Genomic DNA, 23831 nt, shown 5'->3' with positions numbered 1-23831 from the left:
TGCCGGTTCAATCTTTGGCTTCGCCGATCAAACGCAGGATATCTTGTGCCGCCTCTGGGATGTTCGTACCCGGACCAAAGATCGCCTTAACCCCGTGATCATAGAGGAACTTATAATCCTGTTGCGGGATGACACCTCCGCAGATGACGATGATATCCTCAGCCCCGGCCTTTTTCAGTTCTTCGACCAGCTGCGGGGCCAGCGTCTTGTGCCCGGCTGCCTGAGACGAAATGCCGACGACGTGGACGTCATTGTCCACCGCGTCTTGTGCTGCCTCGGCCGGCGTTTGGAACAGCGGGCCAACGTCCACGTCAAAGCCGATATCGGCAAAGGCTGTGGCGATCACCTTGGCTCCCCGGTCATGCCCGTCCTGCCCCATCTTGACAACCAGCAGGCGCGGGCGACGGCCTTCGGCCTCAGCAAAATCCTCAATGGACTTCTGGATGGCGGCAAAGCCTTCGTCGCCCTCATAGGCGGCCCCATAAACACCGGCCAGCGTTTTGACCTCGGCGCGGTGGCGACCAAATTCCTTTTCCATTGCCATGCTGATCTCTCCTACGGATGCGCGGGCACGGGCGGCTTCGACAGCAGCGGCCAGCAGGTTGCCGCCATCGCGGGCGGTGGTCGTCAGGGTGTCCAGCGCCATTTGGCAGGCAGCCTCATCGCGCGTGGCACGGATGCGTTCCAGACGTGCCACCTGCGCCTCGCGGACAGCCACGTTGTCGACATCCAGAATGTCTATCGGGTCTTCCCGTTCCTTGCGGTACTTGTTGACGCCGACGATTACCTCGTCACCCCGGTCGATCATCGCCTGCCGTCGGGCGGCGCTTTCTTCTATCCGAAGCTTTGGCATGCCGGATGCAACGGCCTTGGTCATGCCGCCCATTTCCTCGACCTCTTCCATAAGAGCCCAGGCTTTTTCGACCAGCTCATTGGTCAGGCTTTCGACATAGAAAGACCCGGCTAGCGGATCGACCACATCGGTCACCCCGGTTTCCTCTTGCAGCACCAGCTGCGTGTTCCGTGCAATGCGAGCAGAGAAATCGGTGGGCAGCGCAATCGCCTCGTCCAAGGCGTTAGTATGCAGCGATTGGGTGCCGCCCAGAACCGCACTCATCGCCTCATAGGCGGTGCGGATCACGTTGTTATAGGGGTCTTGTTCTTGCAGCGACACGCCCGAGGTCTGGCAATGGGTCCGCAGCATCTTAGAGCGCTCGGATTTCGCGCCGAAATCGGTCATCACCCGATGCCAAAGGGTACGGGCCGCACGCAGCTTGGCAATTTCCATGAAGAAATTCATGCCAACGGCAAAAAAGAACGACAAGCGACCAGCGAATTTGTCGACATCCATTCCGGCCTGTGTCGCTGCACGAACGTATTCGCGCCCATCAGCCAGCGTATAGGCCAGCTCCTGCACCAGGTTCGCCCCGGCCTCTTGCATGTGATAGCCCGAGATTGAGATCGAGTTGAATTTGGGCATATCATTCGACGTATATTCGATGATGTCCGAGATGATCTTCATCGAAGGCTCAGGCGGGTAGATATAGGTGTTACGCACCATGAATTCTTTCAGAATGTCATTCTGAATAGTGCCGGACAGGACGGATTTGTCGTGGCCCTGTTCCTCACCCGCTACAATGAAACTTGCCAGGATAGGAACCACGGCACCGTTCATGGTCATTGAGACCGAGACCTTGTCCAACGGGATGCCGTCGAACAGGATTTTCATGTCCTCTACGCTGTCGATGGCCACACCGGCCTTGCCCACATCGCCGACAACGCGTGGGTGGTCGCTGTCATATCCGCGGTGCGTGGCCAGATCGAAAGCCACCGAGACCCCCTGCTGACCCGCCGCCAGATTGCGACGGTAGAAGGCATTCGATTCCTCGGCGGTGGAAAACCCCGCATATTGGCGGATCGTCCAGGGACGACCGGCATACATTGTCGCCTTTACCCCGCGCGTGAACGGCCCAAACCCGGGCATGGAGCCCATATGCGGCAGATCAGCCGTATCTTCCTGCGTATAGAGTGGCTTGACGGCGATGCCTTCCAGCGTCTCTTTGGTCAGGTCGTCCAACGGGCGACCGCGCAGCTCTTTCTCGGCCAGCGCCTGCCAGTCTTTCCTATTGGTCATTGCGATATCCTTTTCTCAATTCGGGTCGCGCAAGGGCATGGCCCGCGCGTTATCATCCGTGGTTGCGCCCATTCGAATTGGGTGGGACGCAATATTTTATGGGCTGCGTGCATTTCGTTGGTCGCATTCGGGCGCGCAGGGACTATATTCAATCCAACAGGAGGCCCAATGACACGAACGCTAGCCTTTGTTTTTTCGGCGCTATTTCCACTGGCGGCGCTTGCAGCTGACGGGGCAGCCCCGGCTGACGATGAATTTGTCCGCCCTGTGGGGGATAGCGAGCTCAGCGAATATCTGTGGATCAAGCGGCCCATTGTTGTCTTCGCCGATACACCTGCTGACCCGCGATTCCAGCAGCAGGTCGACATGCTTTTGGAAGGGGAGGACGTCATGCGCGACCGCGATGTGGTCGTTCTGATCGACACTGACCCTGACGCCCGCTCACCCATCCGGTCAAAACTGCGCCCGCGCGGGTTCCAGATGGTGTTTGTCGACAAGGACGGCGTGGTCAAACTGCGCAAACCTTCCCCTTGGAGCGTGCGTGAAATCGGTCGCTCCATCGACAAGACCCCCCTGCGCCAACGCGAAATCCGTGAACGGCGCGAGGGCGGCTGAACGCGTTTCCCATACCCGACGGCCCCGGCGGCGACCGCCGGTTCCCTTGCAGGATATGACAAACGCGTGGTCATGATCATTCAAACTCGATGATCACATCATCCACGGCGAGGCTGTCGCCGGGGCCTGCGTTGATCTTGGCAACGGTGCCTTTTTTCTCGGCGCGCAGGATGTTTTCCATCTTCATCGCCTCGATGGTGCACAGCGCCTGACCTTCCTGCACTTCTTGGCCCACTTCGACATCGACCTTCACAATCAGGCCAGGCATCGGGCAGAGCAGCAGTTTCGAGGTATCCGGCGGCAGTTTCTCGGGCATCAGCTTGGCCAGTTCCGCCTGACGCGGACGGCGCACATGCACCTTCATATCCGCGCCCCGGTTGCGGATCCGGAACCCGCCCGAGATTTTGTCGGCCTTCAGAACCAGGGGGCTACCGTCTACGTCCAGCACCGCCAGTTGGTCGCCCGGCGTCCACTCCGAGGCTACGCGCAATGTCGCGCCGTCTTCGAATTTGACCGTCGCGCCCTCTTTATCCGCATTCACCTGAACTGCGTATTCCTGGCCGTGCAGGGTCACGACCCAGCGTTTGCCGACCTTGCGTTCATGGTTGTCCATCCGGCCCGATACACGGGTGCGGCGAATCTCGGCCACCCGGTGCATGGCGGCGCAGGAGGCTGCGATCTGGCGCAGGTCAGCCGCGGGCAGCTCTACGCCCTGGAACCCATCGGGGTACTGTTCTTCGATGAACGCGGTAGTCATCTCGCCCTTGATGAAGATCGGGTGATCCATCACTGCCGACAGGAACGGCAGATTGTGCCCGATGCCTTCGACCTCGAAACTGTCCAGCGCCACCCGCATCGCCTCAATCGCTTGATCACGGGTCGGGGCCCAGGTGCACAATTTGGCGATCATCGGATCATAATACATACTGATCTCACCGCCTTCATAGACGCCGGTATCGTTGCGAACGGCGGCCTCTCCGCTGGGGGCCTCACCCTGCCATTTGTCATTTACCAACAGCGGACCAGCGGCAGTTTCCTGCGGCGGGCGGTAGCGCGTCAAACGACCAATGGACGGCAAGAAGCCACGGTAAGGATCTTCGGCATACAAACGGTTTTCAATCGCCCAGCCGGTCAGTGTGACATCGTCCTGCGAGATCGACAGCTTCTCACCGGCCGCGACGCGGATCATCTGTTCGACCAGATCGACACCAGTGATCAGTTCGGTCACCGGGTGTTCCACCTGCAGGCGTGTGTTCATTTCCAGAAAATAGAAGTTCTTGTCACCATCAACGATAAACTCGACCGTGCCAGCGCTGGCATAATCCACAGCCTTGGCCAAGGCCACCGCCTGTTCGCCCATTGCCTTGCGTGTCGCCTCGTCCAAGAAAGGCGATGGCGCCTCTTCCACAACCTTCTGGTTTCGGCGCTGAATCGAGCATTCGCGTTCGCCCAGATAGATGCCATTACCATGGCTGTCGCACAGAACCTGAATCTCGATGTGACGGGGTTGGGTCACGAATTTCTCGATGAAAATCCGGTCATCTCCAAAGGAATTCGCGGCTTCGTTCTTGGAGGACTGGAACCCTTCGCGCGCCTCGTCGTCGGTCCATGCGATCCGCATACCCTTGCCACCGCCGCCAGCACTGGCCTTGATCATGACCGGATATCCGATCTCATTCGAAATCTTGACGGCCTCGTCGGCGTCTTCGATCAGGCCCATATAGCCCGGAACCGTAGAGACGCCGGCCTCTTGCGCGATCTTTTTAGAGGTGATCTTGTCACCCATGCTTTCAATCGCACCGACCGGAGGGCCGATAAAGGCCACGCCTTCGGCATCCAGCGCTTGGGCGAATCTCGAGTTTTCCGACAGAAAACCATACCCCGGGTGAACCGCCTGCGCGCCGCTCTGACGGATTGCCTCCATTACCCGGTCGATGACGATATAGGACTGGTTTGCAGGCGGTGGGCCAATATGCACCGCCTCATCCGCCATCGATACATGCAGGGCGTTCTTGTCCGCGTCAGAATAGATGGCGACCGTGCCGATGCCCATCTTGCGGGCGGTTTTGATAACCCGGCAGGCGATCTCGCCCCGGTTGGCGATCAGGATCTTGTTGAACATGGAACGTCCTCTGTCTTGAAGTTCTGGAAACGCAAAACGCCGCCGCGGGGCAATAGCCCCGCGGCGGCGTGTCGCGCGATGACGGTCGGGGCGACGGGGGCCCCGAAGATTTCGTTATCTACAGTTGTTCTGGGTCTTGCAGTAAAGCACGTTGCCTGCCGCGCCGACCACGGCACCCAACAGCGGGTCGGCACTGACGACTGCCGCGCCAACGGCGCCGGCTCCGCCGCCAAGCAACGCCTGCTCGCCGGTCGAGTCTCCGCACGCCGCGAGCCCTGCACAGGTCGCCATTGCAAGAATGACTTTCGAGATTCGCATGATGTCTGCCCTTTTTGGTTTTTTAACAATTTCAGAGCCAGATGCGGGAAATCGCCACTGTTATTCAATAACGAGCGTACTGAAATGCCCATTTGCGCAGTTTTATGCCATCCAATGACTGAAGTTTGCACAAAGAAAAACGCGGGCAGGACATTGTGAAAACCACAAGCCTGCCCGCGGAAGGAAGGGGTACGGAATAGTAGGTGCGCGTGCGACGCAGGCAAAGTAGAGCCGCACGACCCGCTCACCATGCACGGCCCGGTTGCACCTGCAAACCGGGATTGGCCAGTGGTGAAATTTCCGGCCAGAATCTGCCCATTCAGCGAAATATCGCGCAGAAACGCGCCGATTCCGCTCGCATGAACTTTGGTTGGGCAGGGCGAAATTCGCACCCCGACCGTCACGCAAACCTTTGTTTTATCAACACTACCTGAGATCACATGACCTGAAGAATTCGATCCTAAGTCGCCGCGGCCAACCCCCGCCGACCGGCCTTTTTCCTGCCCAAGCCTTGATGGTTCTCCCGCCACCAAGCCACGGGTTATACACGCCATAGAATCAGCGGTTTGCGCCGTTTCCCTCAGGTATTTTGCGCGATTGTCACGCGCCCGATCTGCACAGCGCACATATCCTTCTTGGCCCAACCGGGGCAAAGAAACCCTGTTGGAATTTCCAAGGCGTTTATGTGCGACGACGTCGATCACCTTCAGCTATCCCCGCCGAAAATGTCAGGAAACGAGGCTCTGGCCACGCTCGGATCAATGACCAGCAATGCATCATAGCTGGCGGGGTCAAACGGATCCTCCGCCGGAATGACCTCACGCCCGAAAAACCAGCTCAGGCGACCGGCATCCAGATTGCCACGTTCGAATGGCTGGTCGCCGAAATGCTCCCACAAGGCCTCGATAAAGGCTGCATCCGCGCGACGATCAGCAGGTTTACGATCCCGGAACCGTTCACGCGTTGTCAGTGGGGTAACACCCTTTGGGTTGGCCCGTCTGATAGTGAATTGATAATCCGTCCCGGTCAGACGGCCGGGAAATCCGCGATGTTTCAACATTTCAGCGCCTCTTCGCTAAGGTCCTTTGAGGCGAAGGGGAATGCACAGAAATTGTGGTAATTGACAACCATTCTCAAATCCCTCCGTCCCAGACACATTGGGAATCCTGCAGAAGATACGCTTCGAAGAACTGCGTGGCATCCGGTGCGGTATGGCCAAAATCTATCGGCTTGTTCGACAGGGAAATCACAACCCTGGCTGGTTCCAGCTTGTGGTGCGCGACATAGGCCACGGCCAGCGTCTGACACAGGTGCTCCATGTCGATCGTGGCGACATCATATCCAATGCGTCCCACATCCGAGCCGATCTTTGGCGCGATGAACCGAAAGCGCAGCCATAACTCGCCCGGATTGTTGTCCAGCAGGACGTCGTTCAGATGTACAGGCTGCCCAGAGGGAACCGGCACCAATGCTTCAGCGAATGTAGGCGAACCAAGACAGAGAATTGCCAGACATAAGGCGCGATCCCAGACCCACCAAAGGTGAGCTCCTCTCTCCGGGATCGCGCGCGCATGCCTACTGGCCCGCGCTTTTCTATGTCCAATAAGGCATTTCATTTAGCAGCTTTGCTCTCAAAGTCAAATTCGCCGTTTGGGGGTCTTTCCACCAACGTGCCGAGAGGCAGGCACACCAGAGCGCCTGCCCCGCGACCGTCAGCTTACAGCGGAATGTTATCGTGCTTCTTCCAGGGGTTTTTCAGTTGCTTGTTACGCAAGCTGGCAAAAGCTCGCGATACGCGGCGGCGGGTCGAATGCGGCATGATCACCTCATCAATGAATCCACGTTCCGCAGCCACAAACGGGTTGGCAAACCGGTCCTCATAGTCCTGAGCGTGCTGTGCGATTTTGTCGGCATCGCCCAGATCCGCACGGTGGATGATTTCGGTCGCGCCCTTGGCCCCCATCACCGCGATCTCGGCGGTTGGCCAAGCATAGTTGAAATCGCCACGCAGATGTTTGGATGCCATCACGTCATAGGCACCGCCATAGGCCTTTCGGGTGATCACTGTGACCTTCGGAACGGTCGCCTCGCCATAGGCAAACAGCAGTTTTGCGCCATGTTTGATCACACCGCCATATTCCTGCGAGGTTCCCGGCAAAAAGCCCGGCACGTCGACCAGTGTCAAAATCGGAATTTCAAAGCAATCACAGAACCGGACGAAACGCGCGGCCTTGCGGCTGCTGTCGATATCCAGACAGCCGGCCAGCACCATCGGCTGGTTGGCTACAACACCTACGGTCTGACCTTCCAGACGGATAAAGCCCGTGATGATGTTCTTGGCGTAATCTTCTTGAATTTCGTAAAAATCACCCTCGTCCGCCACTTTGGCAATGAGTTCTTTCATGTCATAAGGCGTGTTCGGGTTGTCCGGGATCAACGTATCCAGCGAAGCCTCAATCCGGCCCGGTTCGTCAAAGAAGGGACGAACGGGCGGTTTTTCCTTGTTGTTCAACGGTAGGAAATCGACAAGACGGCGCACTTCGGCCAGTGCTTCGACATCATTTTCGAATGCACCGTCGGCAACCGAAGATTTCTTGGTGTGGGTCGATGCACCGCCCAGCTCTTCGGCGGTTACAACCTCATTGGTGACTGTCTTGACGACATCGGGGCCCGTCACAAACATGTACGAGGTGTCTTTGACCATAAAGATAAAGTCGGTCATCGCCGGACTGTAGACGGCGCCACCGGCGCAGGGGCCCATGATCACACTGATCTGCGGAACCACGCCCGAGGCCATGATGTTACGCTGGAACACCTCGGCATAACCCGCAAGCGAGGCCACACCTTCCTGGATTCGCGCACCACCCGAATCGTTGATGCCGATCACCGGAGCACCATTCTGGATTGCCATGTCCATGATCTTGCAGATTTTCTGCGCGTGGGTTTCCGACAGAGACCCGCCGAAAACGGTGAAATCCTGGCTGAAGACATAGACCATACGACCGTTGATTGTGCCCCATCCGGTGACGACACCATCGCCTGCAGGCTTTTGATTTTCCATCCCGAAATCCGTGCAGCGATGGCTGACAAACATGTCGAATTCTTCGAAACTGCCTTCATCCACTAACAGCTCTATGCGTTCGCGTGCGGTCAGCTTTCCCCGCGCATGCTGCGCATCAATACGTTTTTGCCCACCCCCCAGCCGTGCATCGTTGCGGCGGCCTTCAAGCTCGGAAAGGATGTCTTTCATAACGATGATCCCCTTTGAAATTTGGCGCGACACTATACCTAGTTTCGTTCAGACCAAAGCCTCATTCGGCAAATTTGCAAATCTTTGAAAATACAGTTCCGGGTAATTGTAAACATGCAAAGTTTCGCACTGAGACACGGTCACGGATGGCAATCCCAAAAACCGTCACTATACATGTGAACCATGCAGTTTACTTTTTCGCCAGCGCGTCGTTCGCCCCCCACCATTGCCACACTTGTGATGCTATCCGGGCTGTCAGCACTGAGCTTGAATCTTTTCCTTCCCAGCCTGCCCAATATGGCCGCGTATTTTGACGCAGACTACAAAGTCATGCAGTTGTCGATCGCTCTGTATCTGATGATCAGCGCAGTAATCCAAATTCTGATCGGCCCCATCGCAGATAAGGTGGGCCGCAGGCCGGTTATTCTCTGGGGATTGGTTCTGTTTCTGATTGCGACACTGGGTTGCATCTACTCCCCGAACGCCGAAGTATTTCTGGCCTTCAGGATGTTTCAAGCGGTCGTAGCTGTTGGAATGGTCCTTAGCCGCGCAGCGGTGCGAGACCTTTACGAAGCAGATCAAGCCGCTTCAATGATCGGCTATGTCACCATGGGAATGGCCATTGTTCCAATGATCGGCCCTGCCATCGGCGGCTTTCTGGAAGAGAGCTTTGGCTGGAAGGCAAATTTCTGGCTTCCTTTCGGGCTGGGCCTACTGGCGCTAATGCTGACCTATTCCGACTTCGGAGAAACATCCCGCAAAAGCGGGCTGACCTTGCTGCAGCAGTTTCGTGAATACCCGGAATTGCTCAGATCCCCTCGGTTCTGGGGCTATTCCATGGCCTCAGCCCTGTCGTCGGGCGCTTTTTTCGCCTATCTGGGCGGCGCGCCTTTCGTCGGGACTGAACTGTTCGGCCTAACAGCGTCAGAACTGGGCATTTACTTCGGCGCCCCTGCGGTGGGTTATTTCTTCGGCAACTTCTTCAGCGGCAGGTTCTCTGTCCGCTTTGGCGTGAACCGGATGGTTCTTTGGGGGTGCTGGATGAACGCAACCGGCGTTGCACTGTCGACTATCGTGTTCCTTACGGGCTTCGGCTCGGTTCTCAGCTTCTTTGGGTTCATGACCATTGTTGGTGTGGGCAATGGTATGACCATTCCAAACGCAACTTCAGGCGCACTGTCCGTCCGCCCGCACCTGGCCGCGACAGCATCTGGGCTGAGCGGGGCCATCATGCTGGGCGGCGGAGCTGGCCTGAGCGCGCTCACGGGCGCAATACTAACCCATGAAACAGGCGCGATGCCGCTGCTGTGGCTGATGTTGGCCTCTGCAACATTTGCCATCGTTGCTATTGCCATCGTGATCCGGCGCGAACGGTATTTGGGCCTGTAACACGCCTTGCGCAGGACGGTTTGCAAAGCTAGCGTTCAAGATTAGAAAAGTTGCAAAGGTACGCCATGGCGACCCAAAAGCTCTATGCTGGTGCAAAACTGCGTGAAATGCGCACGCGCCTGACGCTGACACAAAAGGAATTCGCAGCCAAACTGGGGGTTTCGCTTCCCTATCTGAACCAGATGGAGAATAACAACCGCCCGATCTCGACCACGGTTGTTCTGGCTCTGGCGCAGGAATTCGGCATGGACGTGACCGAACTTAGCACTGGCGACAGCGAACGTCTGGTCTCAGACCTGCGCGAGGCGCTGGCGGACCCCGTGTTTGATGACGCCATGCCACCGCTCGCTGATCTGCGCCTAACAGCTTCAAACGCCCCCGCAATGGCCCGAGCGTTTATCGCCCTGCACCGCACGTATCGCCAGACGCATGAAAGGCTGGCCTCGCTGGACGAAGCCCTGGGACGTGAAGACGCACAGATTCAGGCCAGCCCCTGGGAAGAAGTGCGAGACTTTTTCCATTATTGCGACAACTACATAGACGCGGTTGACCGGGCCGCAGAACGATTTTCTGGCCGCGCCCAGGACAAAGGCGGAATTCGCGCCGCCGCAATCGAAAGCTTGGGTGAAAACGGTATTCGCGTTCAGTTCCCGGATATCGAAGAAACCCGGAAATACGATGCGGATAGCAAAACATTGCTGCTGTCATCACGGATTGCACCGCAAACACAAGTGTTTCAGCTGCTCTTGCAGGTATCCCTAATCAATCAGGACAAGCTGCTTGAAGCGACACTGGATTTCGCCAAATTTCACAGTGATGAGGCGCGCGCGATTGCGAAGATCGGCCTGGCGAATTATTTCGCTGGCGCCTCTCTGATGCCTTATGGCGAATTTCTCAGTGCAGCCCAGCTTTACCGCCATGATTTGGAATTGCTCAGCAATCGTTTTGGAGCATCCATCGAACAGGTGGCCCACAGGCTTTCGACACTGCAGCGCCCCGGTGCAAAGGGGATACCATTTTTCTTTGTTCGGGTGGATCAGGCCGGAACGATCACAAAACGCCACTCCGCCACGCGCCTGCAATTTGCGCGCTTTGGCGGTGCGTGCCCGTTGTGGAATGTGCACCGCGCCTTTGAAACTCCGGGTCACTTCCTGCGGCAGCTTGCCGAAACCCCGGACGGGGTCCGCTATATCTCGCTGGCGCGGGATGTTTCGAAATCGGGCGGTTCGTACGGAGCGCCTGTCCGGCGCTATGCGATTGCGCTGGGATGCGAGGTCCGCCACGCTGAAGCGTTGGTTTATGCGGACAATCTGGATATCTCAAACGCCAGTGCCTACGAGCCCATAGGTATCTCGTGCCGGATCTGCGAACGCCAGAACTGCCACCAACGGTCAGTTCCTCCGCTGGAACGTCGCCTGTCCATCGACACTCATACCCGCGGAACCCTACCCTATGAGGTCACCTGAGCTTTACCCGGCCTAAAACCGCGGCCAGCCGAAACGGGGGCAATGCCCCCGCCCAACCCTTAAGCGCTCGACAAAATCGCCCAGATCTCATCCTTCAGTGCGGCGCGTTTCTTGCGCAGCTCGCCTTCGGCAAGGTCCTCCATCGGCTCGACGTTAGTTTCCGCGCGGTGCACGATACGATTGACCTCATGATACTCTTCAGCCAGACGAGAAAAATGCGCATCGGACTGTTTAAGCTGACTGATCAATTCGACCTTGTCGGGAAACTCTTCGGCCAATTCGTGCGGGGTGTGGGACATTCCTGTTCGCTCCTTAGAAAATGCGTTGCGATTCAAGTCTATATTGGTCCCACTCCCCCCGCTTTGACGCGGATCAAATCAGCGCTGCGCCGAGGACCATAGCGGATGAATCCAAGGCTGATCATTGGCTTTGGGCAACGGATCTTTGCCCAGCAGATGATCCGAGACTTTCTCGCCCACCATGATCGACGGCGCATTAAGGTTGCCGTTGGTGATTTGCGGAAAGATCGAACTGTCCGCCACACGCAGCCGATCCACGCCGATCACCCGGCCTTCGGAGTCGACAACCGCGTTCTGGTCATCCGCCCGTCCCATCCTGCAGGTGCCGCAGGGATGATAGGCACTTTCGGCATGCTCAGCGATAAAGGCGTTCAACTCTTCATCTGTTTGTACCGCAGCACCGGGCTGAATCTCTTTCCCGGCAAAGGGTCTGAACGCCTCTTGCCCGAAAATCTCTCGCGTCAGGCGGATACAGGTGCGGAACTCCTCCCAGTCTTTTTCCTGGCTCATGTAATTGAACCGGATGACAGGTGCGTCCTCGGGTCGAGCCGAGCGCAATGTCACAGCACCCCGTGATTCCGATCGCATCGGACCCACATGTGCTTGGAACCCGTGCCCCTCGGCCGCAGCCTGCCCGTCATAGCGCACCGCCATCGGCAGGAAGTGGTACTGGATGTCGGGGTATTCGACACCCGGCCTTGATCGGATGAAGGCCGCGCTTTCGAACTGGTTCGAGGCACCAAGGCCGGTCTTGGTGAACAGCCATTGCGCCCCGATCAGGCCTTTGCTGACCAGGTTCCAGTGTTTGTAGAGCGTGATCGGCTGAAGCGAGGCTTGCTGGATATACAGCTCCAAATGGTCCTGTAGATTTGCGCCAACCCCCGGACGGTCTGCAACAACTCCGATCCCCTGCTCAGCCAAATGCGCAGCCGGGCCGATTCCAGACAGCATCAAAAGTTTCGGCGAATTGATGGACGAGGCTGCGATGACCACTTCGCGGCGGGCGCGGATGACCTCTGTCTTGCCGCCACGGATCAGTTCAACACCAACAGCGCTTCCGTTTTCCAGAACAATCCGGGTCGCAAGACCGCGCACGATATCGCAGTTCTCGCGCTTGAGCGCAGGCCGCAGATAAGCATTTGCCGCCGACCAGCGCCGCCCTTTCCAGACGGTCTGCTCCATCGGGCCGAAGCCTTCTTGCTTTTCACCGTTATAGTCGCCCGTGACTTCATACCCGGCTTGCTGGCCCGCATCGACAAAGGCCTGGAACAGCGGGTTCGCACGCGGGCCCCGCGACACATGCAGCGGCCCGTCAGTGCCCCGCCACGCGGAATCACCACCATGACCGCCGTCATGCCAGGTCTCCATCCGTTTGTAATACGGCAGAACATCCGCATAAGACCAACCATCCGCGCCCATCTCGGCCCAGGTATCGAAGTCCCGGGCGTGGCCGCGCACATAAACCATTCCGTTGATCGAAGAGGACCCACCAATCACCTTCCCTCGCGGGCAGGCCAGACGGCGGTTGTTCAGATGCGGCTCAGGCTCGGATTGATAGCCCCAGTCATAGCGCGACATGTTCATCGGATAGCTTAGCGCGGCGGGCATCTGGATAAACGGGCCCATGTCGGTACCGCCATGCTCGATCACCAGAACCGAGGCACCGGCCTCACTCAAACGATATGCCATCGCGCAGCCTGCGGAACCTGCGCCGACGATGACGAAATCTGCTTCCATTTTCGGGTCTCCATTCTCAACCGAAGCCAAGATTTTTCATCGAAAAATCTCTGCCTGACCGGAGAGGGTCTTGTTAATTCGGGTTGTTACTCTCCGCGTGGAAAGCGTTGGCTTTCCTCGACGATATTCAGATCCATGTGGTTACGCATGTACCGCTCAGATGCTTTCTGCAGGGGCTGGTAGTCCCACGGATAATACCCGCCCTGGCGCAACGCCTCGTACACGACCCAGCGACGCGCCTGGCTGGCGCGAACTTCGGCGTCGAACCGATCCAGATCCCAACGGGCATCGGACTTGGCACGCAAGGTCTGCAACGTTCCTGCATGCTCTGGCCTGTCTGCGAGGTTCTCCAACTCGGAAGGGTCCGCCTCGAGGTCGAACAGTTGATCAGGGTCTAGCGCACATCGGTTGTATTTCCATTTGCCATAACGCAAGGACACCAGTGGCGCATAAGAGGCCTCGGCTGCATATTCCATCGCGACCGGCGCACTGCGCTCGTGCCCCATGGCCAGCGGCACAAGGTTTTCGCCATCTGTCCACGGCGCGATCTCTGCCATATCGACACCGGCAAGAGCACCCAAGGTCGGCGTCACATCTATGGTCGAAACCGGAGCGTCGATCCGGCCCGCTGGCAGATCGGGTGCACAGATCATCAGCGGGACGCGGGATGACCCTTCATAGAAGGTCATCTTGAACCACAATCCGCGTTCACCAAGCATATCGCCATGATCCGAAACGAACAGGATGATCGCCTCTTGCCGCGTAGTCTCTAACACCTCGAGGATTTCTCCGACCTTGTCGTCCAGATAAGAGATATTGGCGAAATAAGCGCGGCGTGATTTGCGGGTATCTTCTTGAGTGATGTCAAAGCTGCGCCAGTCATTGGCGTCAAAAATCCGTTTCGAATGCGGGTCCTGATTATCATAACCAAGGTCGGCAATCTCGGGCAGAAGGTGCTCGCAATCTTCGTACAGGTCCCAGTATTTGCGACGTGCAACATAGGGATCATGCGGGTGGGTAAAGCTTACAGTCAGGCACCATGGACGGTCGTCCTTGCCACGGGCCAGATCGTATAGCTTGGACTTGGCGTTATAGGCCACCTCGTCATCATATTCCATTTGGTTGGAAATCTCGGCTACACCTGCGCCCGTGACCGAACCCATATTGTGATACCACCAGTCAATCCGCTCGCCTGGTTTACGGTAGTCCGGGGTCCAGCCGAAATCGGCGGGGTAGATGTCGGTGGTTAGGCGATCTTCAAACCCGTGCAACTGATCAGGCCCGACGAAATGCATCTTGCCCGACAGACAGGTATAGTACCCTGCACGGCGCAGATGGTGGGCATATGTCGGAATATCACTGCCAAACTCGGCGGCATTGTCATAGACACCAGTGCGCGACGGCAACTGACCGGACATAAAACTGGCCCGACCCGGCGCACACAGGGGCGACGCCGTATAGGCATTCGCAAATCGCGTGGATCGTTCGGCCAGCTTTTTCAGGTTTGGCGCATGCAGCCAGTCGACAGGACCGTCAGGAAAAAGGGTCCCGTTCAACTGATCCACCATCAGGATCAGAATATTAGGTTTAGTCATTTCTCGGCCTCGAGCAAGGTGCTGAGCACGCGCATCGCGTGGTTTACAGCCAGTTGCGGTTCTTCCGGGGCGCTCAGCGCGGCGTGGATATAAAGTCCGTCGATCAAGGCGATCATGTTCCCGGCCGCCTCAACCGGATCGGCCAAATGCGGGCGCAGCGCATAAACCAGGTTCGACCGGATTCGGGCCTGATAAATCTGCCACAATCGCAGGGCGTCGTCATTGGTCTGCGCAAGAACGTAGAATGTCATCCACGCTGCCGTCACATCCGGCGTGAAACAGGATGGGGCAAAGCATGCCCGGATGATCGCCTGCGCGCGTCCACTTGGCGTGGCTGCTTTCAGTTCGGACCGGACCTCTGCCCCGAAATCCGACAGGATGCGGCGCATCGCTGCCAGAAAAATCTGATCTTTACCGCCGAAATAGTGATGTGCCAGCGCGCTGGACATGCCAGCCCGCTTAGCGATCTGGCTGACGGTTACATCGAGGGATTTTTTCGACCCGAGCTCAGCAATCGTTGCCTTTACGATCGCATCACGGCGGATTGGCTCCATTCCGAGTTTCGGCATCCGTACCCCTCAACTGCTTTTGATAGAAAAACGCTAGGAGATTTTTATTGACTCGTCAATTAATAACGTTTTTTCGGCAAAAATCGGCTAGAGTTTAGGTGCAATACTGGGGGTCGTCAGGCTGCTGCGGTTCAACACGGCCTCGCGCCAGGCAATAAAACTGACTGCCAACAGAATCAGCGTGCCGCCGGCGACCACCCACAAATCTACGCTTTCGTGGAAAACCAACGCCCCAACCAGCGTGGCCCAGATCAGCTGTAAGAATGTGACGGGCTGCGTCACTGCTACGGGGGCGGCCTGCAGGGCCAAGGTCATCAGATAGTGTCCAAGTGTGGCAAAACAGGCAACCAGAAACAGCACACCCAAATCATGGAGACTTGGAGGGGACCACACGGCAATGGCGAAAGGTATCAGCGCCATCGTCACCCATATGGACATATGTGCAACCACGACCGAGGGCGGCAGATCTCGCACCAGCATCTTGGCCAGCAGGTAGGATGCACCAAGCGTCAACGAAGTCCCCAACATGGTCACGTGACCAACCGAGATATCCCGAAACCCAGGTCGGAGAATAATTGCGACACCGATCAATGCGACACCAATGGCGGCAATCCGGCGGAAGGCTAGTTTCTCGCCTAGAAACAGGACAGCACCCAATGTGACATAGACTGGCGTCATGTAGTTCATGGCCGTGACTTCGGCCAACGGAATTCGGGTCATGGAAAAAAACCACAGCATCACGGCAATGGCGTGAACCACCCCGCGGATGCCGAACAGTGTCAGATGCCTACGTGTCAGAGGTGTCGTAACGATCAGCCTTAACGCTGGCAGTAGGAACACCAACCCAAAGACAAAGCGCAGAAATGCGGCCTGTATCGGGTCCATGGAGGTGCCCAGAGATTTGACGAGCGCAGTCATGACAACAAAGGACAGACCGGCGGAAAACATCCAGAACATTCCCGCCAATGGCCGATAGGTGTTAGGTTGAGTTGTCATGTTAACGGTTCAACACCGAAACACAGGTGGGAACAAGACCTCAGATCGCCACCAGCTTGACCGCAATCGCCAGCATGACAAAACCGATAACAACATCCAGCACCTGCCATGCCCTTGGGCGGGCAAAGACCGGCGACAGAATCCTTGCCCCGTAGCCCAACGAGAAGAAGAAGACAAAGCTGGACAGCATCGCTCCAATAGCAAAGGCCAACCGGTCATCATATTGTGCAGATATCGACCCGATCAGAACCACCGTGTCCAGATAGACATGCGGATTCAACCAGGTGAATGCCAGCACGGTCAGCAGGACAGACCTCAGACTTGAACGTGTCCCTTCGCTGACATCCATGGAAGACCCGCCGCGCCAGGCCGATAGCAGGCTGCGCAACCCGTACCAGGTCAGAAACACAGCCCCGCCATAGCGCATGACCGGCTCGAACCAAGGAGCAGTCTGAGCAAGCGTTCCGAACCCGGCAACCCCTGCCGCAATCAGAATGGCATCCGATACGGCGCAGGTCAGGCATAGGGCAAAAACATGTTCGCGGCGCAGCCCTTGACGCAGGACAAAGGCGTTCTGCGCACCAATGGCCAAAATCAGACTAAAGCCCAGAGCGAATCCGGAAATCAGAGATGCGGACATGAAACCTCCTGTGTTCGATTTGATTGACTAGAGCCAGTCAGTCGACTTATCAAATTAAAGAAGTTACACTTGGTTAAGCTCTGCTAATGTTGCTGGATCCCAATCACCTTGCCGCACTTTCGGCCATTCTACGCCACGGAAGCTTTGACGCCGCCGCCACAGAGCTGTCGGTGACGCCTTCGGCGATATCGCAGCGGATCAAGTCATTAGAGGATCGGATAGGCGCCGCTCTGATCACTCGTGGTGCGCCCTGCACAGCGACACCCGCCGGCTTGCGCATTGCCAGATACGCCGAGGATATCGGGCTGCTTGAGGCACAGCTGGCCCGTGAACTTGCGTTGGAGGGAACCTCTGGCCCGACCCAGGTGCGCATTGCAATTCCTGCAGACAGTTTGGCCACATGGTTCATCGCTGCGATGGCCCAAACAGATGAATTGCTGTTCGATCTGGTAATTGATGATCAGGACCATTCGGCCGATTGGTTGCGCCGCGGTGAGGTCAGCGCGGCTGTTACCACCGGAGGGCAACCGGTCTCTGGCTGCGATGCCCATCCACTTGGGGATTTCAGGTATATTCCAACGGCCAGCCCAGGTTTTATGCAAAAATGGTTCCGGGACGGTGTAACCAAAAGCAGCCTTGCCATAGCACCGTGCCTGACCTTCAATCAAAAGGACGGTCTTCAGAAAGCCTGGTTTGCGAGAGAGTTTGGGCACCTCATTTCCCCGCCATCGCATTTTCTGCCATCCTCACACGGATTTGTGGATGCAGCGATCGCCGGCATCGGGTGGGGAATGAACCCGATTGAGCTGGTACAAAAGCCTTTGGCAGATGGCCTGTTGTGCCCCTTGATACCAGACACGCCCCTTGATGTTCCGCTGACCTGGCAGGTCGGGCGTGTCTTATCCTCGGCCCTTTCGCCGCTGACCGCCGCTGTAAAGCGCGCGGCTGTCGACGCGCTTATTCAACGATAGACAGGATTGGCCGATCAGGATGGCTCGGGCGCTTTAGGAATTGGCGTGACCACCCGGTAACAGGCAAAAGCTGCGATCAGGCTCACCAAGACAACGATCAAAACCGCCGCCGAGACCTCGTGCATATGTGCCAGACCAGCCAGCGCCGCCGACACGATGACCGCAACAATCCGCGAGATGCTTTTCACCGCAGCCGCCCCTTTGACCCGCTGATCAAACGGGGCGATATCCAGAAAATACAACTTTCGGGCACTGCTGATGCCTGTAACCGCCACGGTCACCACAAACAGGGCAACCGCGTGAGTGTGCACTTGATGACCGATATGGAGGTAATGGACCGTCAGCAGCCCTGCTCCAGTCAAGGCCACCATCAGAGTTCCGGATACCATGACCGCCCGGTGGGATTTCAGGTTAACAAACTGCCACAAAGGCGCAGAGACCAGATATCCAGAGGCCGACGAAATGATCATTGCGGTAAGACCTTTGGCCGAACTGTGATGTGCCTCGGCCGCCATCAGGGCAAAGAACGGAACCGATAGACTGACAACCACAATCGGAAGGCGCATGACCATATAGCGCCGGAACCAGGTCTGGTTGAACATCGCCAGAATATCGGTGAAATATTCGGACCAATGTCTTTTGCTTTCGTCCTCAGGCGATGTGGAAATTTTCTGATGCGGAACTTCGGACATCGCGAGGATTGATAGGCCAGACAACAGAAAAAACACCACTGCAACTCCGATCACAACCGAATGGCGCGCAAACGGAGGGTTGCCCAGCGTGATTTGATGGACCAACAGAACAAGACCGATTGCGCCCAATCCGCCGGCGCCTAACTGCAGATATCGCATGATCATCCGTGACCTGGACTGAACGTGCACGCCCAGCAGGTCAGTAAGCAGCAATGTCTGGATCTCACCCACAAGACCGATCAAAAAAAATGCGGCGATAAAGGCTGTGGCCGTGAACACGAGACTACCCGTCGCGGCCGCCGCCAGAGCCATGACAAGGCAGGCCCCGATCAATACTTCGGTCATAGCGATGCTGCGTTTCTTCTGTTCGCGCAGCGCAATCACCTGGGCCAGAAACACATCGGCGATCATGCTGCCGACCATACGGATCGAAACCAGCGCACCGGCGATGAACATCGGAAGTTCCAGCGAAACCGCAAGAAACGGCAAGACAATGGACGGGCTGCCAAGGGTCCAGGCGACCTGGGACAGAATGCTCTGCCCGGTCAGGACGGGCACATTACGTTTGGCCAATTCAGATTGGGGTTCGGTCATCTGCACTTTGACTCGCTGCTCCAGCTATTCGACCCAGCCTATGGGTTCGAACCTGATCGGCCAATAGCCCTATCCTCCAACCAACAAAAAACCCGGCCTGACGGCCGGGTTTCCAAATCTCAAGATGGGGGCAGATCAAAGCTGCGCCATCACCTCATCCGAGGCTTCGAAATTGGTAGTGACGCGCTGAACGTCATCATCATCTTCCAGCGCATCGACCAGCTTCATCAGCTTTTGCATATCCTCAAGCCCCAGCTCGGTCGTGGTGCTTGGCTTCCAAACCAGTTTGGTGGATTCCGTTTCACCCAGCGCGGCCTCGAGCGCGTTCGAGACGTCGTTCAGATCGGTGTCGGCGCACCAGATGATATGACCTTCGTCCGAGCTTTCAACATCTTCCGCGCCTGCCTCAATGGCCGCTTCGAACACGGTGTCGGCATCACCAACCGTATCTGGATAGACCACTTCACCCTTGCGTTCGAACATAAAGCCGACGGAACCTGTCTCGCCAAGATTGCCGCCATTCTTGGAAAAGGTCGAGCGCACAGTCGATGCGGTCCGGTTCCGGTTGTCGGTCATCGTCTCGACGATGACGGCCACGCCGTTGGGGCCATAGCCTTCATACCGGATTTCTTCATAGTCATCGCCGTCGCCTGCTTGCGATTTCTTGATCGCCCGGTCGATCACGTCTTTGGGGACCGAGTTCGACTTGGCCTCTTTCACCGCAAGACGCAGACGCGGGTTCTTGTCGGGATCGGGGTCGCCCATCTTAGCGGCAACGGTGATCTCTTTTGACAGCTTGGAAAACAGTTTGGACCGCGCGGCGTCCTGACGTCCCTTGCGGTGCTGGATATTGGCCCATTTGGAGTGGCCTGCCATGGTGCGTCCTCGTGATAGTGATTGCGTATTTGGCGCCCATATAGACGTTTGCGGGCCATGGGATCAAGAGACCGGCTTGCGACGGCTTCTTCTGCGAGTATGTTGGCGGTATGACGACAGATCAGATCATACTTTTCGCTCTCTTTGCCGCCGTATTCGGAATGCTGCTTTGGGGGCGGTTTCGCTATGATCTTGTTGCGTTTTCCGCGCTTCTGATCGGAGTGGTGTTGGGTGTCGTACCCGTCGATGACGCTTTTGCCGGTTTTGGTCACTCGGCAACCATCATCGTCGCGCTGGTTCTGGTCGTTTCGGCCGGGCTGGTCCGGTCCGGTGCGGTATTCTTGATCACGCGATCCCTGGTTGACGCGTCACGCGGCCTTGGGGCCCATATCGCCTTGATGGGCGGTATCGGGGCTGTTCTGTCCGCCTTCATGAATAACGTCGCTGCCTTGGCCCTATTGATGCCGGTCGACATTCAGACCGCACGAAAAGCCGGACGAGCCGTCGGCCTGACCCTAATGCCGCTCAGCTTTGCAACAATTCTGGGTGGGATGGCGACCCTGATTGGCACGCCACCGAACATCATCATCGCCTCAATCCGCGCAGAAACTCTGGGCGAGCCCTTTCGTATGTTCGATTTCGCCCCTGTGGGTGGCATTGCTGCGATTGCCGGGCTTGCTTTTGTCTCACTGGTGGGCTGGCGATTGATCCCGAACCGGGGACCGCAAACCGAAACCTCTGAGGCGCTGGCCGAATATATCGCAGAACTAACCGTCCCACCGGAATCGCCGTTGATCGGCAAACGGGTCAGCGAGCTTTATGAAGATGCCGAGAAATCTGACGTCGCCATCATCGGCCTGATCCGCGACGGCAAGCGCCGCTATGGCCGGTCGGCCCATGCAACACTGAATCAGGGTGACGCGCTGGTGCTTGAGGCCCGCCCCGAGGCGCTGGATGAATTCCGCGCGGCGCTGAAGCTGGATTTTTCGGACACACGTCGACAGGAGCTTCTGACCGCTGAAGGCGACGGGCTGGAAGTCGTCGAGGTTGTCGTGACCGAAAACGCCCGCATCACCGGGCGTACGGCGCAGGGGTTGGGATTGGCATGGCGGCAGAGCACCGTTTTGATGGGCATTTCGCGCCAGGGCCGCAGCATCACTGAACAGGTCCGCAAAACCGAGGTTGAGGCTGGCGACATCCTGTTGTTGCTGTGCCCGCGTGATCGCAGCGCCGATGTGACCGAATGGCTGGGATGCCTACCGCTGGCCCAACGTGGTTTGAACGTCACCGCCAATGAAAAGGCGTGGCTTGCGATTGGCCTGTTTGCCACCGCGGTGCTGGCGGCCAGTGTTGGGCTGATCTACCTGCCGGTCGCATTGGGGCTTGTTGTGGTTGCCTATGTGCTGACCAAGATCATGCCAATCGCGGATCTCTATACTCACATCGAATGGCCGGTGGTCGTTTTGCTGGGCTCGATGATCCCGCTGGGCAGCGCGCTGGAAACCTCGGGCGGCACCGAACTGATCGCCAATGCGCTGATCCAGTTAACTGACGGCCTGCCTGCATGGGCTATTCTGACCGTTCTGATGGTGGTCACCATGACCCTGTCGGACGTGTTGAACAACACCGCCACGGCGATTGTGGCGGCCCCGGTCGGCATTCAGATGGCCCGCACACTTGAGGTTTCCCCCGACCCGTTTCTGATGACGGTCGCCGTTGCAGCCTCGGCCGCGTTCCTGACGCCTATCGGGCATAAAAACAACACGCTGGTTCTGGGACCGGGTGGCTATCGGTTCGGAGACTACTGGCGCATGGGCCTGCCGCTGGAAATCCTGATCATTGCGGTTTCGATACCCGCCATCCTTGTGTTCTGGCCGCTGTGACGGGTAAGAGCCGTTTCATGAAACGATTTCTGATCCTGCAGTTACGCCCGGAAACCGATGCGTCCGATGCCGAATATGCCTCGATTCTGGACAAAACCGGCTTGAGCCCCGAACAGACCCACCGCATCCGGCTGGACTGCGAAGACCTGCCCGACGGTCTGGACGTGACCGACTATGCCGGGGTGATCGTCGGCGGTGGCCCCGGCTGTGTCAGCGATGATCCGACTGCAAAGTCGCACATGGATGCCCGAATCGAAGCCGCGATCATGGGCCTGATGCCGCAGATCACCGCGTGCGATCATCCGTTCATGGGGTGCTGCTATGGGCTGGGTATTCTTACCGCGCATCTGGGTGGCGATGTCAGCAAGGACCAGTTCGGAGAGCCCGTCGGCCCCTCGACCTGCCACGTGACAGAGGACGGTGCAACCGATCCACTGATCTCGGGGCTGGGTCAGAGTTTTGATGCTTTTGTGGGCCATAAAGAGGCTGTGCAATCCCTGCCAGATGGGTGCGTGCATCTGCTTGCCTCGGACCCTTGCCCCTTCCAGATGATCCGCTGGGGCCAGAATGTCTATGCCACACAGTTCCACCCCGAGGCTGATGCCCGCGACTTTGAAGAACGTATCACCATCTACAAACACCACGGCTATTTCCCGCCCGAAGATGCGCAGCGTCTGATCGACATTTGCCACGCCGCCAATGTCACTCTGCCCGGTGAAATCCTGCGCAGGTTCGCCCAACGCTACGGCTGACCCTACGGCGCGGTTGCCTGCGGCTTTGACCCTCGCTTACGCTAGTCCGAACGGCTTTGGGAGGAGTTGTAGTTGGATCTGCTTATTAATGTCGGCCTGCCACTATCGTTGGCCATAATCATGCTGTCCTTGGGTGTCGGGCTTGAGATCGCCGATTTCCGCCGGGTTGTCAGCAGACGATACCCTTTTGCGATAGGGGCGTTCTGCCAGGTGATCTTGCTTCCCATTGCGGCATTTACGACGGTCAAACTCTTTGCACTGCCACCGGAAATAGCAGTCGGTGTTATGCTCCTCAGCTTTTGCCCCGGCGGTGTTACTAGCAATATCCTGACTAAACTGGCCAAGGGTGATGTCGCTCTTTCCGTCAGCCTGACAGCCATCATCAGCTTGTTGTCGATGGTGACGGTACCCGTATTGGCCGCATGGTCGATCAATCACTTCATGGGCGAGGACGCACCCGAGGTTTCGATCGCCGGGCTGGCCATAGCGATGTTCCTTATCACCACCCTGCCCGTCGCTATCGGCGTCAGTATACGGCATTTCGCAAAAGGATTCGCAGAGCGGGTCGATGCCCCATTGTCCAAACTGGCTTCGATTCTTTTCGTCCTGATCGTTCTCGCCGCGCTGGCCGGGAACTGGGAAATGTTCGTCGAAAATTTGGGGCTGATGGGGTCGGCGTTGATCACCCTGAACATTGCGCTGCTGCTGATCGGGCTGGGACTGGCCCGCGCTGTGAACCTGTCATGGAACGAGAGCAAGACGATCTCAATCGAAACTGGCATCCAAAACTCGACTCTTGGCATCACATTGGCAGCGCTGATTACCAGCACGGAAAACGGGCTAAGCCCTCTTGCTCTGCCATCGGCCGTCTATGGTATCTTGATGTATGTCGTCGCCCTGCCATTTATCGCCTGGCTGCGCCGCAGCTGAGAG

21 protein-coding genes are annotated in these 23831 nt (G+C 57.4%); 7 read left to right on the top strand and 14 right to left on the bottom strand.

Translation table 11 applies throughout. The annotated features are described in order from the left end of the window. Positions 1 to 7: 7 nt before the first annotated feature. Positions 8 to 2134 (bottom strand): methylmalonyl-CoA mutase, encoded by a 2127-nt coding sequence (scpA, locus tag AC2FLB_RS04905; RefSeq protein WP_496708753.1) that lies wholly within the window; start codon positions 2132 to 2134, stop codon positions 8 to 10. A gap of 168 nt (positions 2135 to 2302) precedes the next feature. On the opposite strand from scpA, the gene AC2FLB_RS04900 reads away from it, so the two are divergent. Continuing rightward, positions 2303 to 2749, top strand: coding sequence for a DUF4174 domain-containing protein (locus AC2FLB_RS04900; protein WP_496690937.1), 447 nt, complete (start codon positions 2303 to 2305; stop codon positions 2747 to 2749). A 76-nt stretch (positions 2750 to 2825) separates the two neighbouring features. Here the strand turns inward: AC2FLB_RS04900 and AC2FLB_RS04895 are convergent, their stop codons facing one another. The 5 genes from AC2FLB_RS04895 to AC2FLB_RS04875 all read right to left on the bottom strand — a co-directional run bounded on the left by AC2FLB_RS04895 (position 2826) and on the right by AC2FLB_RS04875 (position 8439). Continuing rightward, a complete protein-coding gene (locus tag AC2FLB_RS04895; RefSeq protein WP_496708752.1) occupies positions 2826 to 4871 on the bottom strand; it encodes an ATP-binding protein in 2046 nt (681 codons plus the stop codon). A gap of 114 nt (positions 4872 to 4985) precedes the next feature. Then, complete coding sequence (locus AC2FLB_RS04890) at positions 4986 to 5189, bottom strand: hypothetical protein (protein WP_142636801.1); 204 nt, start codon at positions 5187 to 5189, stop codon at positions 4986 to 4988. 706 nt (positions 5190 to 5895) lie between these two features. Then, positions 5896 to 6249: a hypothetical protein gene (locus tag AC2FLB_RS04885; protein WP_142636799.1), complete on the bottom strand. Its 354-nt coding sequence runs from the start codon at positions 6247 to 6249 to the stop codon at positions 5896 to 5898. A gap of 73 nt (positions 6250 to 6322) precedes the next feature. Then, complete coding sequence (locus AC2FLB_RS04880) at positions 6323 to 6655, bottom strand: DUF6497 family protein (RefSeq protein ID WP_281972735.1); 333 nt, start codon at positions 6653 to 6655, stop codon at positions 6323 to 6325. Positions 6656 to 6906: 251 nt separating this feature from the next. Then, the gene (locus AC2FLB_RS04875) at positions 6907 to 8439 is read right to left on the bottom strand and encodes an acyl-CoA carboxylase subunit beta (RefSeq protein WP_496677724.1); all 1533 of its coding nucleotides are present in this window, start codon (positions 8437 to 8439) and stop codon (positions 6907 to 6909) included. A 183-nt stretch (positions 8440 to 8622) separates the two neighbouring features. Here AC2FLB_RS04875 and AC2FLB_RS04870 point away from each other — a divergent pair, with 183 nt between their 5' ends. Continuing rightward, on the top strand, positions 8623 to 9828 hold the full coding sequence (locus AC2FLB_RS04870) for a multidrug effflux MFS transporter (protein ID WP_281972733.1): 1206 nt from the start codon (positions 8623 to 8625) through the stop codon (positions 9826 to 9828). Between the two features lie 65 nt (positions 9829 to 9893). Next, positions 9894 to 11294, top strand: a complete 1401-nt coding sequence (locus AC2FLB_RS04865; RefSeq protein ID WP_142636792.1) for a helix-turn-helix domain-containing protein — start codon at positions 9894 to 9896, stop codon at positions 11292 to 11294. A gap of 59 nt (positions 11295 to 11353) precedes the next feature. Here the strand turns inward: AC2FLB_RS04865 and AC2FLB_RS04860 are convergent, their stop codons facing one another. The 6 genes from AC2FLB_RS04860 to AC2FLB_RS04835 form a co-directional block, all read right to left on the bottom strand. Next, positions 11354 to 11593, bottom strand: coding sequence for an HP1242/YdcH family protein (locus AC2FLB_RS04860; protein WP_496701611.1), 240 nt, complete (start codon positions 11591 to 11593; stop codon positions 11354 to 11356). Between the two features lie 78 nt (positions 11594 to 11671). Next, positions 11672 to 13330 (bottom strand): choline dehydrogenase, encoded by a 1659-nt coding sequence (gene betA, locus AC2FLB_RS04855; RefSeq protein ID WP_496708751.1) that lies wholly within the window; start codon positions 13328 to 13330, stop codon positions 11672 to 11674. 86 nt (positions 13331 to 13416) lie between these two features. Beyond that, positions 13417 to 14925, bottom strand: a complete 1509-nt coding sequence (betC, locus tag AC2FLB_RS04850; RefSeq protein WP_142636786.1) for a choline-sulfatase — start codon at positions 14923 to 14925, stop codon at positions 13417 to 13419. Beyond that, positions 14922 to 15494: a choline-binding transcriptional repressor BetI gene (gene betI, locus AC2FLB_RS04845; protein ID WP_271949443.1), complete on the bottom strand. Its 573-nt coding sequence runs from the start codon at positions 15492 to 15494 to the stop codon at positions 14922 to 14924. The genes betC and betI overlap by 4 nt, the downstream gene beginning before the upstream one ends. A gap of 87 nt (positions 15495 to 15581) precedes the next feature. Further along, positions 15582 to 16490: a DMT family transporter gene (locus AC2FLB_RS04840; protein WP_496689676.1), complete on the bottom strand. Its 909-nt coding sequence runs from the start codon at positions 16488 to 16490 to the stop codon at positions 15582 to 15584. Positions 16491 to 16530: 40 nt separating this feature from the next. Then, a complete protein-coding gene (locus AC2FLB_RS04835; RefSeq protein WP_496690941.1) occupies positions 16531 to 17130 on the bottom strand; it encodes a LysE/ArgO family amino acid transporter in 600 nt (199 codons plus the stop codon). Between the two features lie 86 nt (positions 17131 to 17216). Here AC2FLB_RS04835 and AC2FLB_RS04830 point away from each other — a divergent pair, with 86 nt between their 5' ends. Then, a complete protein-coding gene (locus AC2FLB_RS04830; RefSeq protein ID WP_496708750.1) occupies positions 17217 to 18101 on the top strand; it encodes a LysR family transcriptional regulator ArgP in 885 nt (294 codons plus the stop codon). A 14-nt stretch (positions 18102 to 18115) separates the two neighbouring features. Here AC2FLB_RS04830 and AC2FLB_RS04825 read toward each other — a convergent pair whose 3' ends face one another. Together AC2FLB_RS04825 and AC2FLB_RS04820 are read right to left on the bottom strand one after the other, a co-directional pair. Continuing rightward, positions 18116 to 19387 carry a permease gene (locus AC2FLB_RS04825; RefSeq protein ID WP_496708749.1) on the bottom strand — a complete coding sequence of 424 codons (1272 nt, stop codon included), beginning with the start codon at positions 19385 to 19387 and terminating at the stop codon, positions 18116 to 18118. Positions 19388 to 19522: 135 nt separating this feature from the next. Beyond that, complete coding sequence (locus AC2FLB_RS04820; RefSeq protein ID WP_496693835.1) at positions 19523 to 20263, bottom strand: YebC/PmpR family DNA-binding transcriptional regulator; 741 nt, start codon at positions 20261 to 20263, stop codon at positions 19523 to 19525. Positions 20264 to 20373: 110 nt separating this feature from the next. Here AC2FLB_RS04820 and AC2FLB_RS04815 point away from each other — a divergent pair, with 110 nt between their 5' ends. From AC2FLB_RS04815 to AC2FLB_RS04805, 3 genes are all read left to right on the top strand, one after another. Beyond that, entirely contained in the window at positions 20374 to 22146 is a 1773-nt protein-coding gene (locus AC2FLB_RS04815; protein ID WP_496708748.1) for an SLC13 family permease, read from the top strand. Between the two features lie 17 nt (positions 22147 to 22163). Then, a complete protein-coding gene (locus AC2FLB_RS04810) occupies positions 22164 to 22898 on the top strand; it encodes a glutamine amidotransferase (RefSeq protein WP_496708747.1) in 735 nt (244 codons plus the stop codon). Positions 22899 to 22970: 72 nt separating this feature from the next. Next, positions 22971 to 23828 carry a bile acid:sodium symporter family protein gene (locus AC2FLB_RS04805; protein WP_496708746.1) on the top strand — a complete coding sequence of 286 codons (858 nt, stop codon included), beginning with the start codon at positions 22971 to 22973 and terminating at the stop codon, positions 23826 to 23828. The last annotated feature ends 3 nt before the right edge of the window (positions 23829 to 23831 follow it).

This window comes from Ruegeria sp. CDSA236 (genome assembly GCF_059611285.1).
Note: the sequence above shows the minus strand (reverse complement) of the source record. Positions and strands in the feature narration are given on the sequence as shown.

Coding starts and splice junctions, on each gene's coding strand:
- AC2FLB_RS04890 (WP_142636801.1), bottom strand. CDS start 5,189: ATGCGAATCTCGAAAGTCATTCTTGCAATGGCGACCTGTGCAGGGCTC.
- betC (WP_142636786.1), bottom strand. CDS start 14,925: ATGACTAAACCTAATATTCTGATCCTGATGGTGGATCAGTTGAACGGG.
- AC2FLB_RS04840 (WP_496689676.1), bottom strand. CDS start 16,490: ATGACAACTCAACCTAACACCTATCGGCCATTGGCGGGAATGTTCTGG.
- AC2FLB_RS04815 (WP_496708748.1), top strand. CDS start 20,374: ATGACGACAGATCAGATCATACTTTTCGCTCTCTTTGCCGCCGTATTC.
- AC2FLB_RS04860 (WP_496701611.1), bottom strand. CDS start 11,593: ATGTCCCACACCCCGCACGAATTGGCCGAAGAGTTTCCCGACAAGGTC.
- AC2FLB_RS04895 (WP_496708752.1), bottom strand. CDS start 4,871: ATGTTCAACAAGATCCTGATCGCCAACCGGGGCGAGATCGCCTGCCGG.
- AC2FLB_RS04825 (WP_496708749.1), bottom strand. CDS start 19,387: ATGACCGAACCCCAATCTGAATTGGCCAAACGTAATGTGCCCGTCCTG.
- AC2FLB_RS04875 (WP_496677724.1), bottom strand. CDS start 8,439: ATGAAAGACATCCTTTCCGAGCTTGAAGGCCGCCGCAACGATGCACGG.
- AC2FLB_RS04865 (WP_142636792.1), top strand. CDS start 9,894: ATGGCGACCCAAAAGCTCTATGCTGGTGCAAAACTGCGTGAAATGCGC.
- AC2FLB_RS04810 (WP_496708747.1), top strand. CDS start 22,164: ATGAAACGATTTCTGATCCTGCAGTTACGCCCGGAAACCGATGCGTCC.
- AC2FLB_RS04835 (WP_496690941.1), bottom strand. CDS start 17,130: ATGTCCGCATCTCTGATTTCCGGATTCGCTCTGGGCTTTAGTCTGATT.
- AC2FLB_RS04870 (WP_281972733.1), top strand. CDS start 8,623: ATGCAGTTTACTTTTTCGCCAGCGCGTCGTTCGCCCCCCACCATTGCC.
- betA (WP_496708751.1), bottom strand. CDS start 13,330: ATGGAAGCAGATTTCGTCATCGTCGGCGCAGGTTCCGCAGGCTGCGCG.
- AC2FLB_RS04885 (WP_142636799.1), bottom strand. CDS start 6,249: ATGTTGAAACATCGCGGATTTCCCGGCCGTCTGACCGGGACGGATTAT.
- AC2FLB_RS04830 (WP_496708750.1), top strand. CDS start 17,217: ATGTTGCTGGATCCCAATCACCTTGCCGCACTTTCGGCCATTCTACGC.
- scpA (WP_496708753.1), bottom strand. CDS start 2,134: ATGACCAATAGGAAAGACTGGCAGGCGCTGGCCGAGAAAGAGCTGCGC.
- AC2FLB_RS04820 (WP_496693835.1), bottom strand. CDS start 20,263: ATGGCAGGCCACTCCAAATGGGCCAATATCCAGCACCGCAAGGGACGT.
- AC2FLB_RS04900 (WP_496690937.1), top strand. CDS start 2,303: ATGACACGAACGCTAGCCTTTGTTTTTTCGGCGCTATTTCCACTGGCG.
- betI (WP_271949443.1), bottom strand. CDS start 15,494: ATGCCGAAACTCGGAATGGAGCCAATCCGCCGTGATGCGATCGTAAAG.